General features: G+C 75.2%; 4 protein-coding genes. 1 reads left to right on the top strand and 3 read right to left on the bottom strand.

All coding sequences use genetic code 11. From position 1 onward, the window contains the following. Window positions 1-4 precede the first annotated feature (4 nt). The 3 genes from ACLQ22_RS17155 to ACLQ22_RS17165 are packed head-to-tail and all read right to left on the bottom strand — an operon-like array spanning window position 5 to window position 12,317. Window positions 5-2,452: a beta-ketoacyl synthase N-terminal-like domain-containing protein gene (locus tag ACLQ22_RS17155; protein ID WP_425693173.1), complete on the bottom strand. Its 2,448-nt coding sequence runs from the start codon at window positions 2,450-2,452 to the stop codon at window positions 5-7. Continuing rightward, window positions 2,449-8,988, bottom strand: a complete 6,540-nt coding sequence (locus tag ACLQ22_RS17160) for an amino acid adenylation domain-containing protein (RefSeq protein WP_425693174.1) — start codon at window positions 8,986-8,988, stop codon at window positions 2,449-2,451. Before ACLQ22_RS17160 ends, ACLQ22_RS17155 begins: the two co-directional genes overlap by 4 nt. Before the next feature lie 38 nt (window positions 8,989-9,026). Further along, window positions 9,027-12,317 (bottom strand): non-ribosomal peptide synthetase, encoded by a 3,291-nt coding sequence (locus ACLQ22_RS17165; RefSeq protein WP_425693175.1) that lies wholly within the window; start codon window positions 12,315-12,317, stop codon window positions 9,027-9,029. Window positions 12,318-12,601: 284 nt separating this feature from the next. Between ACLQ22_RS17165 and ACLQ22_RS17170 the strand changes: the two genes are divergently transcribed. Further along, the gene (locus ACLQ22_RS17170) at window positions 12,602-13,834 is read left to right on the top strand and encodes an MFS transporter (RefSeq protein WP_366643956.1); all 1,233 of its coding nucleotides are present in this window, start codon (window positions 12,602-12,604) and stop codon (window positions 13,832-13,834) included. The last annotated feature ends 67 nt before the right edge of the window (window positions 13,835-13,901 follow it).

The following is a 13,901-nucleotide window of genomic DNA, read 5'->3' on the forward strand; positions in this document are numbered from 1 at the left end:
GGCCTCACGCTCCCTCTTCGGTGACCGCGGCGAGCGCGGCCCGGATCTCCTGCGCCTCGCGCAGCTTGCCGTCGATCACCTCGGCGAGCGCGGCGACGGTGGGGTTCTGCAGGAACACGCCGAGTTGCAGCTCGACGTGGAAGGCCTGGGCGAGGTCCCGCAGCGTGCGGGCGGCGCTGAGCGAGTCCGCGCCGAGCATCAGCAACGAGTCCTGCGGCCCGATCCGGTCCACCCCGAGCCGGCGGCGCCACACGGCGGCCACCGCCTCCTCCAGGACGGAGCCGGCGGCCGGCTGGGCCTCGGCGGCCGGGGCCGCCGGCGTCGGGCCGGTCACGGGCGCCACGGCCACCGGGTCGACCCAGTGCCGCGAGCGCTGGAACGGGTACGTCGGCAGGCCGACGCGACGCCGCGACGCGCCCTCGTGCAGGGCGGCCCAGTCCACCTCGACGCCCCGGCGCCACAGCTCGCCAAGAGTGCCGAGCAGCCCACGGAGGCTGCCGGCGTCGTCGGTCAGGGCCAGCGTCGACGGCTCGGCCGGGCCGACGGCCAGCGCCAGGTCGGCCGGGGCCGGTGCCCCGGCCGGCGCCGGCGGGTGGGTGCCGGCGCGCAGCGCGCGCCCGGCCTCCGCCACCGTCCAGCGGCCGTCGACGACGGCGGCTGTCACGGCGCCCGGGCCCTCGCCGTGGGCGGCGACCGGGGTCACGCCGCAGGCGCCCAGCAGCCGGGCGAGCGCGAGCTGCCCGGTGACGGTGGCCGCGTCGGGCCCCGCCGCGCCGGCACCCGGGTCGACGCCCAGCTCACCGGCCACCCGGTCGACCTCCGCCCGCAGCCGGGGCAGGGCGCCGCACAGCGCGGCCAGGTCGGGGCAGGTGGCGCCGAACGCGTACGCCACGGTGGCGGCCTCCGGCGACGCCTCGCCCGCGCCGACGGCGGACAGCGCGCGGGCCGCCTCATCGGCGTCGGCGGCCACCACGAAGGCCCGGTGCCGGAACGCGCGCCGGCCGACCTGGCTGGTGTAGGCGATGTCGGCGAAAGCCTGCTCGGGGTGGCTGCCGAGGTGCTCGGCGAGCCGGCCGGCGGCGGCGGCCAGCGCCTCGCCGCCGGCCGCGGAGACGGCGAGCAGCACGGCCGGCGGGTTCGGCCCCGACGGAGCGGGCGGCGGCGCCTGTTCGAGGATGACGTGCGCGTTGGTGCCGCCGACGCCGAACGAGCTGACCGCCGCCCGGCGCGGCCCGGTGACCTCGGGCCAGTCCCGCAGCATGTCGTTGACGCGGAACGGCCCCCGGTCGAGCGAGGTCTGCGGGTTGGGCTTGCGGTAGTGGATCGACGGCGGCAGCTCGCCGTGGTGGATGGCGAGGACCGCCTTGATCAGCGAGGTCACGCCGGAGGCGGTGTCGAGGTTGCCGACGTTGGGCTTGACCGAGCCGATCGCCCACCCGGCGCCCGGGCCGCCGGCGGCGCCGTACGCCTCCTCCAAGGCGGACACCTCGATCGAGTCACCCATCAGGGTGCCGCTGCCGTTGGCCTCGACGTACTGGATGGAGCTCGGCTCGACGTCGGCGACCCGCAGCGCCCGGCGGATCACCCGCACCTGGCCCGACCGTCCGGGCGCCACGAAGCTGACCTTGCCGGCGCCGTCGTTGTTCACCGCCGAGCCCTTGACCAGGGCGTAGATCCGGTCGCCGGCGTCCTCGGCGTCCTCGCGGCGGCGCAGCACCACCACGCCGGCGCCGTCGCCCAGGTGGTAGCCGGCGGCCTCGGCGTCGAAGGCCCGACAGCGGCCGTCGGGCGAGTTGATGCCGTCGGCCTCGTGCCGGTAGCCGCGGGGCACCGGGTTCTTGACGCTGACCGCGCCCACGATCGCCATGTCGCACTGGTAGTCGAGCAGGCTGCTGATCGCGTGGTGCAGCCCGACCAGGGCCGAGGAGCAGTTGGTCTGCACCGTCATGCTGGGCCCGGTCAGGTCGAGCTTGTACGAGATGCGGGTGGCCAGGTTGTCCTTGTCGCTGGCGACGGCCATGCCGAGGCGGCCGGCGGAGTCGACCAGCTCCTGCTGGGGCAGCAGGTGGTAGAGCAGGTACTGGTTCAGGCCGCACCCGGCGTACACGGCGATGTCGCCGGGGAAGCGGCGGCTGTCGTAGCCGGCGTCCTCCAACGCCTCCCAGGCGCACTCCAGCAGGATCCGGTGCTGCGGGTCGATCAGCGTCGCGTCCGTCGGCGAGTAGCCGAAGAACTGCGCGTCGAACCGGTCGGCGCCCTCGATGCCGGACCACACCGGCACGTACGCCGGGTCGCTGCGTTCCTCGGCCGGGACAGCGTCCAGCTCGGCGGCGGTCAGCTCGCGGCCGGCGTCGACGCCGCCGCGGAGCAGCTCCCAGAACTCGGCGACGTTCGCCGCGCCCGGAAACCGTCCGCTCATCCCCACGACGGCGATGTCCATCTCGCTGCTCATCGACTTCCCACTTCCTGAATACGCTGGCGCATCAGCCGGCGGCGGTTGGCCACCTGCTCGTTGCGGTCGGGCCCCGGGTCGACGGGCGGGTCCGTCGCCGGGCGCGCGGGCCCGCCGAGGTGCTCGGCGAGCTTGCGCACGGTGGTGTGCTCGTACAGGTCGACCAGCGGGAACTGCCGGCCGAGGAGTTCCTGGAGGCGGATGTGCACCTGGACCAGGCTCAGCGAGTTGCCGCCGACGTCGAAGAAGTTGTCGTCGAGCCCGACGGCGCCGACGCCGAGGACGTCCAGCCAGATCTCGGTGACCTGGGCCTGGAGCCCACCGGCCGCCGGGGCGAGCGGCCGCGCCGTGGCGCCCGCGCCCAGCCGGGCCAGCGCCTCGGTGGCCTCGGCCGCGACGGCGCGCCGGCTCACCTTGCCGGTCGCCGTGGTGGGCAGCTCGTCGACCAGGTGCAGCAGCGGCACCATGAACTCCGGCAGCCGCTGCCGCAGGTGGGTGCGCAGGTCGTGCAGCAGGTCCCGCCGCGCGGTGGCGCCCAGCGGGTCGTTGGCCAGCTCCGGCCAGTCGGCGCGCCGGGTCCCGGTCGGGGTCCAGCCGACCGCGTCGTCCGGTCGGGCGGCGGGCCAGAACCGCAGGTCCATCGTGTACGGGTCGCGGGCGGTCGACGGCACCACGGCGGTCCGTCGGCCCAGCGCCTCGCCGATGCTCCAGCAGTCCTCCGGGTCGACCCCGGGCGGCAGCTCGCCGACGGGGCGGGTCACCGGGTCCGAATCGGCGAGACCGGCCAGCCGGCGTACGGGGCCGGCGACCGTGACCAGCCGCGCGTTCGGCACGTCGCGCACCTCCACCGGCCGGTTGCGGTTGCCGCGCAGCAGGCTCCGCAGCCGGGCGACGTCCAGCCCGTCGCCCGTCCAGTCCAGCCGCACCGGCTCGACCGGCTCCGCGGCGTCGCCGTCGGGGGCGGTGCCCACGTGCAGGACGACGTCGTAGCGGAACGCGCTCAGCTCGTTGGCCTGCCGGCCGCGCTTGAGGTGCAGTTCCGCCCCGGTCACCCCGGGCAGCCAGTCCGGCGCGGTGAGGAACAGGTCCGGGGCCAGCACCAGCTCGTCGTCGGCGAGCACCCGGGCGGCGACGCGGCGGCGCAGCTCGGCGACGGTCAGCCCGGGTTCCGGGTCGGCGCCCAGCTCCACCGAGGCGTGGAACACCTCCAGCAGGTCCAGGTCGCGTACGTCGCCGAGGTAGATCCGCCCGCCCGGCGCGGCCGCGGTGACCGCCGCGCGCAGCACCCCGCGCAGGTAGTCGTGGTTCGGGAAGTACTGGGTCACCGAGTGCAGCACCACGGTGTCGAAGCTGCCGGCCTCGATGCCGGTAAGGTCGTCGGCCTCGCGCAGCAGCAGCGTGACCGAGTCCCGGTCCACCCCCTCGGCGTCGAGCCGCTGTTCGAGCACCTTGAGGCCGGCGGCGGAGAAGTCCGTGCCGACGTACGCCTCGCAGTCCGGCGCCAGCGCCAGGGTCAGGTTGCCCGTGCCGCAGCCCAGCTCCAGCAGCCGGCGGGGACGCAGCTCCCGGATCCGCCGGACCGCCTGGTCGATCCACTCGCCCATCTCGACGTCGGTGAACGGCGCGCCCGTGTAGCTGCTGGTCCAGATCGCCTGCTGGGCCTCCTCGGCGGGACCGGCCTCGGTGTACATCCGGTCGTAGAGCAGCCGCCAGTCCGACACCCGGGTGGTGGCCGGCGCCCCGCCCGGGTCCGACCCGGCCGGCGCCGGCCGGGACGAGTCGCCCCGGCCACGGGGCACGACGGCCGCGACGATCCGCTGTTCGCCGCCGCCCGGCGCCTGGGCGAGCGCGGCCACGGCGGCGGCGACCCCGGGGTGGGCCCGCAGCGTCGCCTCGATCTCGCCCAGCTCGATCCGGAAGCCGCGGACCTTCACCTGGTGGTCGGCCCGGCCCAGGAACTCCAGCCGCCCGTCGTGGCTCCACCGGCCGCGGTCGCCGGTGCGGAACAGCCGCCCACCGGCCCCGTACGGGTCGGGGAGGAACCGCGCCGCCGTCAACGCCGGCTGGTCGAGGTAGCCACGGGCCAGGCCGGCCCCGCCGACGTACACCTCGCCGGCGAAGCGGGGCGGCACCGGCCGCATGGCCTCGTCCAGGACGTAGATCCGGGTGTTGCCGATGGGCCGCCCGACGCTGCCGACCCGTTCCGGGCCGGTGACCACGTCCAGGGTCACGTCGGCGGAGATCTCCGACGAGCCGTAGAGGTCGACCAGGACGCAGCCGGGCAGGGCCGCCAGCCACCGCGCGGCCAGGTCCGGGGTGAGCGCCTCCCCGCTGGAGTGGCAGTAGCGCAGCGCCGACAGGCGCTCGCCGGCGTCGGCGACGCCGTCCAGGATGGCCCGCAGCAACGACGGTACGGCCACCAGGCGGGTGACCCGGTGCCGGGCGAGCAGGTCGACCAGGCGGACCGGGTCGCGTCCGACGTCCTCGGGCACCACGACGACCGGGGCGCCGGCGAAGAGCGGGAGGAACATCTCGCCGCCGGAGTCGAAGAAGCTCAGCGAGGTCTTGTGGCTGCCCACCTCGTCCGGCCCCATCGGGAATCGGTCCATGATCCACCGTTGCCGGTTGACGATGCCCCGGTGCAGGCCGAGTACGCCCTGCGGGGTGCCGGTGGATCCGGAGGTGTAGACGACGTAGGCCACGTCGTCGGGGTGGGCCGTCGGCCGCGGGTCGCGGTCGTCCTCGGCCGCGAGCGTCGCGTCGGCCGGGTCGACCACCTCGACGTCCGGGAGGTCGCCGGCCGCTCCGGGGGCGGCGACGAGCAGCCGGGCCCCGGAGTCGGCGAGCATGAACCGCAGCCGGTCCACCGGGTACGACGGGTCGAGCGGCACATAGGCGGCGCCGGTCTTGAGGATCGCCAGCACGGCGGTGAGGCTGACCGTGGAGCGGGGCACCAGCAGGCCGACCCGGGTGCCCCGGCCGACGCCCAGCCGGATCAGCCGGTGGGCCAGCCGGTTCGCCGCCGCGTTGAGCTCGGCGTAGGTGAGCCGGGTGGTGTCGTCGATCGCGGCCGGCGCGGCCGGGGTCCGCCGGGCCTGCTCGGCCACGATCTCGGGCGCGCACCGGTCGGTGTCGTAGTCGGCCGTCGTGTCGTTCCACTCCACCAGCACCTGCCGGTGCCGCTCGGCGCCGAGCAGCGGCAGGGCGCCGACCGGGGTGGCCGGCGCCGCGACGGCCGCGGCCAGCAGCGCGGTCAGCGCCTCGGCCAGCACGCCCATGGTGTCGGCGTCGAACAGGTCGGTGCTGTAGTCGAAGGTGCCCAGCAGTTCGCCGCCGTGCTCGCCCAGGTAAAGCGAGAGGTCGTAGTAGGTGGCCCGTTGCCGCACCGGCCGGCTGCGCACCCGCAGCCCGGCCCAGTCCCCCAGTGCCCCCTCGTGGTTGAGCACCATCGGCGTGAGCCCGAGCCGGTCGGTGCCGCGCCCGTGCTGGTAGGCGAAGGCCGCGCTGAGCAGCGCGCCGCGGCTGGCGTCGGCGGCCTGCCCGAGCCCTTCGACGATCCGCCCGAACGGCACCTCGGCGCGGTCGGAGGCGGCCAGCACCGCGTCGTGGGCCGCCCGCGCGAGGGCGCCGAACTCCGGGTCGGCGGACAGGTCCACCGGCAGCGGCAGCGGGTTGACCAGGTAGCTGACCAGGTCGGCGAAGCGGCCGCGGACCCGGCCGGCGTGCACGAAGCCCAGCGGGAACGCCGCCTGGCCGGCGTAGCGCGACAGCACCGCGGCGTAGCCGGCGAACAGCACGGCGGTGCGGCTGACCCCGTGCGAGGCGGCGAGCGCGTCGATCCCGGCGCACAGGTCGGCGTCGAGCCGGAAGGCGTGGGCGGCGCCCCGGAAGGTACGCACCGACGGGCGGGGCCGGTCGGTCGGCAGGTCCAGCGGCACGAGGTCGGCGACCTGCGCCTGGCACGTCGCGGTCAGCTCCCGGCCGGCCGGAGTGTCCAGGAAGGAGCGCTGCCAGGCGACGAACTCGGCCGGGTGGGCGGTGGGTGCGGGCGGTGCCGCGTCGTCCCCGGCGGCGTGCCGGCCGTAGCCGTTCGCCAGGTCCTCGACCAGCACCGCCAGCGACCACACGTCCATCACGCTGTGGTGGGTGCACAGCAGCAGCGTGTGGTGGTCGGCCGCGTGCCGGAACAGCACGGCGCGCAGCAGGGGCGGGCCGTCGAAGCCGACCCCGAGTTCCGCCTCGATCTCCTCGTCGAGCCGGCCCGCCGGCCAGCCCGCCGCGTCGCGCACCTCCAGCGTCACCTCGGCGTCGTCGGCCACCCGCTGGGTGACCTCGGCGCCGGAGTCGTCGTAGCGGGTGAGCAGGGCCGGGTGCCGGGCGCCGAGGTCGCGGACGGCGCGGGCCAGCGCCGCGGCGTCCAGCTCGCCGTCGACGGTCACCGCGCGGCACAGGTTGAGGTTGGCCGGGTCCTCGGCGAGGGCGCCCTGGAACCAGATCGCGCGCTGGCCGTACGACAGCGGGTAGGGCCGGTCGGCGGCGGCCGGGGCGGCCGGCGGGTCGGCCGGCGCGGGCGCGGACGGCAGCGCGGCGGCCAGTTCGGCCACCGTGCTGTCGCCCAGCAGGTCGGTCAGGGCCGGGCGGACGCCCCACTCCCCCTCGATCAGGTGTTGCAGCTCCACGGCCCGCAGCGAGTCGAACCCGAGTTCCGGCAGGGAGCGCTCCGGGTCGATCCGCTCCGGGTCGACGTCGAGCAGCCCGCCGGCCAGGACGCGCAGCCGCTGCGCCTGCGCCGGCGCGGCGGCCGGGGCGGGGCGCGCCGCCGGCCGCAGGGGGTCGTCCGCGACGATCGTGGCGCTGTCCGCGGCGTACGCCCGCGCGCAGTCGCCGCGCCGGGTCTTGCCGCTGGTGGTGACGGGAATGGTGCCGGGCGGTACGGCCAGCACCCGGTGCAGGTCCAGGCCGTGGACCGTCACCACGGCCCGGCGGGCCGCCTCGGCGATGGCCGGCGCCTCGTCCGACGCCCTGTCGGAGCGGGTCTCGTACCACAGGACCACGGCCTCGCCGACGCCGTGGCCGTCGTCGGCGACCTCCACGCCGAACGCCGCGATCCGCCCGCCGAGGCGGGGACAGGCCGCGCGGACGGTCTGCTCGATGTCGTCCGGGTAGTGGTTCTGGCCGCGGACGACCACCGTCTCCTTGATCCGGCCGCGGACGTACAGGTGACCGTCCTGGCGGAAGCCGAGGTCGCCGGTGCGCAGGTAGGGGCCGTCATCGGGGTCGCCGCCGAGGGTGGCGTGCAGGGTCCGCGCGGACTCCTCGGGCCGGTTCCAGTACCCGTCGACGACGCTGCCGCCGCGGACCCAGATCTCGCCGGCGGTGCCGTCGGGGACGGGGTGGCCGGTCGGGTCGACGATGCGGACCTCCGCCTCGGGCAGGATCTCGCAGCCGACCACCTCCGTGCCGGGACGGTGGGGTTCCGGGTCGGCCACCGTGGTCACGACGGGCCGCTGCGGCCGGGCCCGCCCGGCGACCAGCAGCGTCGCCTCGGCCAGCCCGTAGCAGGGCAGGAAGGCCCGCTCGTCGAAACCGTGCGGGGCGAACGCCTCGGCGAAGGCGCGCAGGGTCGCCGCGCGTACGGGCTCGGCGCCGTTGAAGGCCACCCGCCAGGAGCTGAGGTCCAGGGCTGCCCGGTCGGCCTCGGCGACCTTGCGTACGCACAGGTCGTAGGCGAAGTTGGGCCCGCCGCTGATGGTGGCCCGGTACCGGCTGATCGCCTGGAGCCACCGCACCGGGGTGCGGATGAACGTCGCCGGGTCCATCAGCACCGTCGGCACCCCGAGGTAGACGGGGGTGAGCAGGGTGCCGATCAGGCCCATGTCGTGGTGCGGGGGCAGCCAGGAGGCCATCACCGTCGCGTCGTCGAAGCCGAAGGAGCGGCGGATGGCCCGCAGGTTCTCCAGCAGGTTCGCGTGGCTGACCATCACGCCCTTGGGGGTGCTGGTGGTGCCCGAGGTGTACTGGAGGAACGCCAGTCCGCCCTCGGCCACCGCCGGCTGCCAGCCGGCGGGCGCGGCGTCGAGGGACTCGAGCTCCAGGACCGGCAGCCGGCGACCGGGCATCAGCGTGGTCAGGTCCACCGCGCTCGTGACCGCGCGGGCGGCCAGCACCGCGGTGGCCTGCGCGTCGTCGAGGATCCGCGCGACGACCGGGGCGCTGGCCCGGTTGAGCCGGGCGGCCAGCGGGACCGGCACGGTGCCGGCGTAGAGGCAACCGAAGAAGCCGGCGAGGAAGTCGACGCCCGCCCCGACGAGCATCAGCACCCGGTCACCGGGGCGGCAGTGCCCGGCCAGGGCCGCGCCGACCCGGCGGGCCCGGGCGTCGAGCGTGGCGTAGTCCACCGTGTCGGCCGAACCGTCCTCGGCCACCAGGTGCAGGGCGGGACTGCCGGGCTGGACCCGCGCCTGGTGGGACAGGGCGGCGCCCAGGTTGACGACGTCGGTCGCCTCGTGGGTCAACGCGCCGGTGTGCTCGGTCATCAGGCTCTCCACTCGCTGCACAGGGGTCCGACCGGGGGTCACGGCTGGCCGGGCGCGAGCCGGGCGGCCAGCTCCGCGACCGTCGGCGCGTCGAAGATCACCGCCACCTCGACGTCCGCCCCCAGCTTCGCGCCGGCCAGGGCCACGATCCGGGTGGCCGTGAGGGAGTCGCCACCGAGGTCGAAGAAGTCGTCGTGGATGCCGATGCCCTCGCGTCCGAGCACGTCGCACCAGATGTCCAGGAGCACCCGCTCGCGCTCGTCGCGCGGCCCGTCGGCCCCCGGGGCGGCGGGCTCGTCCTGGCCCGGTGGTGGCAGCGCCGCGACGTCGAGCTTGCCGTGGTTGGTCAACGGCAGCCGGGGCAGGCTGACGAAGGCGGCCGGCACCAGGTAGTCCGGCAGCCGCCGGCGCAGGTGGGCGCGCAGGTCCGCGGTGCCCGGCAGGTCGTCGCCGACGACGTAGCCGACCAGCCGGGCGTCCCTGCCGGGCGGGTCCCGGCGTACGACGACGGCGGCCTCGCGGACCGCCGGGTGGCGGCGCAACGCGGACTCCACCTCGCCCGGCTCGATGCGGTAGCCGCGCAGGTTCAGCTGCCCGTCGCCCCGGCCGAGGAACTCCAGGACGCCGTCCGGCCCGAACCGGGCCAGGTCGCCGGTGCGGTAGACGCGGGCGCCGGGCGTACCGGCGAACGGGTCGGGCAGGAACCGCTCCGCGGTCAGGGCGGAGTTGTCGAGGTAGCCCCGGGCCAGCCCGGCGCCGCCGACGTACACCTCCCCCGCCACGCCCGGCGGTACGGGCTGCATCGCCTCGTCCAGCACGTACACCCGGACGTTGGCCATCGGACGGCCGATCGGGACGAACGGCCGCTCGTCGGCGGGGTCGCACGGCCAGGCGGTGCAGGAGACCGAGACCTCGGTCGGGCCGTACAGGTTGAACATGGTGACGTCGAGTCGGTCGAAGACCAGCCGTTGCGTCTCGGGGGTGAGTTCCTCCACGCCCGAGACGATCCGCCGCAGCGACTTCAGGTCCGCGGCGTCGGCGCTGAGCAGCACCTCGCGCAGGGCGGTCGGCGCGAAGTCGGCGTCGGTCACGCCGTGCTGGGCGATGATCCCCGCCAGCCGGCGCGGGTCGAAGGTCGCCGTCTCGGGCATCAGCACGCTGGCCGCGCCGTTGAACAGGGCCCGGAACAGCTCGTCCAGCGAGACGTCGAAGGTGCAGGCCGCCTTGCGTAGCACCCGGTCGTCCGGGCCGAGCGGGAAGTTGCGCTGGGCCCACAGCATCCGGTTGGTGAACCCGCGGTGGGTGACCTGCACGCCCTTGGGCTGCCCCGTGGAGCCGGAGGTGAACAGCGTGTAAGCGAGGTTGTCCGGGTGCAGCGGCACGGCGGGGTCGGTGGCGGGACACGTGCCGGTCAGCGACGACTCCCCGTCCAGGTCGATGATCCGCCGGCCGGGGCTCCACACCTCGTCGCACAGGTCCCCGGCGGAGATCGCGACCGCCGGGCGGACCTGTCCGAGCAGCGCGTCCCGGCGGGCCTGCGGATCGCGCGGGTTGACCGGCAGGTGGTAGCCGCCGGCCTTGAGCACCGCCAGGATCGCCACCACCTCGGCGGTGCAGCGCGGCAGGCACACCGCCACCGGATCCTCCACGCCGACACCGAGGTCGCGCAGGTGGTGCGCCAGGCGGTTGGCCCGTTCGTCGAGTTCGCGGTACGTCGTGCGGACGTTGCCTTCGACGACCGCGACCGCGTCCGGGGTACGCCGCGCCTGCGCCTCGACGAGGCGGTGGACGAGCGCCTCGGGGCCGAGGTCGGCGGCGGTGTCGTTCCACTCGTGCAGGATCCGGCGGCGCTGCGCGTCGTCGAGCAGCGGCAGCCGCCACACGCTCGTGTCGGGCTCCCGCGCCGCCTCTACGAGCAGCAGCTCGAACTGCCGGGCCATGTCGCGCACCGCGTCGGCGGTGAAGAGGCCGGTGTCGTACTCGATCTCACCGACCAGCCCGTCGGCCGTCTCGGTGATCCTCATCGACAGGTCCATCCGGGACCGGCCGGTCTCCATCTGGTGGACGTCGACCCGCAGCCGCGGCAGGTCCAGCCGGCTGGTGGGCACGTTCTGGAGCACGAAGGCGACCTGCGCGAGCGGCTGGTGGCTGCGGCTGCGTTCCGGCTGCAACGCGGCGACGAGGCGTTCGAACGGCACGTCGCGGTGCCGGAACGCGTCGAGGGAGGCCGCCTTCACCCGGGCCACCAGCTCGGCGAAGGTCGGTTCGCCGGACAGGTCGGCCCGCACCACGATCATGTTCAGGAAGCAGCCGATCAGGTGCTCCAGCTCGTCCTGCTCGCGGGTGGCGATGGGGCTGGCGACGACCATGTCCCGCTGGCCGCTGTGCCGGGCGAGCAGCACGCTGAAGGCGGCGAGCAGGGTCATGAACATGGTGGCGCCCTGGCCCTGCCCGAGCGCGCGGATCCGCTCGGCGTCGGCGGCGCCGACGCGGAACCACTCGGACGCGCCGACGAACTGCTGCACGGCCGGCCGGGGGCCCTTGGTGGGCAGGGTGAGCAGGGGTGGCACGCCGGCGAGTTCGTCGACCCGCTCGCGCAGGTGCGCCGCCATCCGCTCCTCGCCGACCGCGGTGCGCTGCCAGGCGGCGTAGTCGGCGTACTGGATCGGCAGCTCGGGCAGGTCCGCCGTCGCGGCGCCGGAGGCGAAGGCGGCGTACGTGGCGGCCAGCTCGCGGCAGAAGATGGTGAACGACCACAGGTCGCAGACGAGGTGGTGCACGGTGACCCCGAGCACGTGCACGTCCGGGGCGATCCGGTAGAGCACCGCCCGCATGCTCTGGCCCGCGGCCAGGTCGAGCGGAACCCGCATCTCCCGCTCGACGGCGGCCCGCAGGACCGGGTCGTCGGGGCGCGCGGTGGCGCCGGGCAGGTCGACCACGTCGATGCTCAGCGGGGCGGGCGGCGTGACGGCCTGCACGACCCGCTCGCCGAGCTGACGGAAGGCGGTACGCAGGATCTCGTGCCGGCGGACGACCTCCTCGATGCCGCGGCGCAGCGCGACCTGGTCCAGCTCGCCGGTCAGGATCAGCAACGTGGCGTCGTTGTGGTGGACGGCGTCGTCCTCCAGGCGCTCGATGAACCAGAGCCGCTCCTGAGCGAACGACAGGGGTGCCTCGGCGGCGGCCAGGCGGGGGATGGTGGCGCTGCCGGGTGCCGGATCGGAGCGGCTGGCGCGCAGCCGTTCGTCGAGCAGCGCCCGCGCCGAACTGGACAGCCGCGCCACGCGTTGCGTGACGTCATTCGCGACCGGATGCTCCTGCCGTCCCACTGGTCCTCCGTTGTCCGTCGGTGATCCGGTCCGCGTTCCGGGGCCTCCGCCGTGCGCGCGCGCCGCACCGATGCGGGTGCCGATCGTCGATCTGTACCAGGCGGACTGAGCACTTAGTCAGCCGTCAGGACCGTTATAGGGGTTTGACCTCACAATTCACGACATCTGTTCAGAGTCCTAGGGGTTGGGCAACCCGTTTCCCTGCCACATGATGGGCACGCTCGTGACACCGCCGGTGCGCCGGCACGCGACCCGTTCGACCGGCCGACCGGAGGTGATGCCAGGTGCGCGACGACCTCCGGATCCTGGCCGACCGGTCGTACCGGATGCTGTTCCTGGCCCGCACGCTGTCGCTGCTGGGCAGCGCCGTGATCCCGGTGGCGCTGGCCTTCGCCGTCCTCGACGCGCCGGGCGGCTCCGCCACCGACCTCGGTCTGGTGCTCGCCGCCCGGTCGCTGGCGCAGGTCGCGCTGCTGCTGTTCGGCGGTGTCCTCGCCGACCGGATGAACCGCTTCCGCCTGATGGTGGGCTCCGACCTGCTGGCCTTCGCCGCGCAGGCGGTCCTGACCGTGGTGTTCGTCAGCGGCCGGCCCTCGCTGCCGGTCGTGATCGCGTTGTCCGCCGTCAACGGCGCCGCCGCCGCGCTCTTCCTGCCGGCCTCCCGCGGCGTGGTGCCGCAGGTGGTGGCCCGGGAGCAGCTCCAGTCGGCCAACGCGCTGCTGCGGCTGTCCCGCAACAGCACCACCATCGGCGGCGCGGCCCTGGCCGGCGTGCTCGTGGCCGCCCTCGGCGCCGGCTGGGCGCTGGCGGTACCCGCGGCCACCTTCCTCGGCTCGGCGCTGCTGCTGGCCGGCGTCCGGGTGTCCCACCCCGGCCGGGCCGTCACCGGCACCATGCTCGCCGACCTGCGGGAGGGCTGGCGGGAGTTCAGCTCCCGGTCCTGGGTCTGGCTGGTGGTCGTGCAGTTCGCGTTCGTCAACGGGTGCTTCTCGGCGATCTACGTGCTCGGCCCGCTGACCGCCAAGGAGCAGCTGGGCGGCGCCACCGCCTGGTCGGTGATCGTCACCGCGCAGGCCGTGGGGCTGGTCGGCGGCAGCCTCGTGGCGATGCGGATCCGCCCCCGCCGGCCGATGCGGGTGGCCGTGCTGGCGACCTTCGGTTTCCTCCCGCCGTTCGCGCTGATCGCGGCCGGCGCGCCGGTCTGGCTGATCGCGGCCTCGATGCTCGTCAACGGCGTCTGCGTCGACATCTTCGAGGTGCTGTGGGACACCGCCCTGCAGAACCACGTGCCCAACGAGGCGCTGTCGCGGATCAGCTCGTACGACGCCATGGGCTCGTTCGTGCTCGGCCCGCTCTGCCTGGCCGTCGTCGGCCCGGTCGCGGACCGGATCGGCGTCGCCCAGACGCTGGTCATCGCGGGCGGGGTGCTCGGTCTGGTGACCGTCGCGACCTTCTCCGCGCGGTCCGTGCGTCAGCTGCCCGCAAGAGTCCCCGCCGCACAACCCGCCACGGTGTGAACCCGGCGACCCCGCCGGCCACGGATCTGGGTGGAGATCGGAGCAGGATGGAGCACCGGATAAGTCG

The organism is Micromonospora sp. DT178, assembly GCF_049841695.1.
In the GTDB taxonomy this organism is placed as follows: domain Bacteria; phylum Actinomycetota; class Actinomycetes; order Mycobacteriales; family Micromonosporaceae; genus Micromonospora.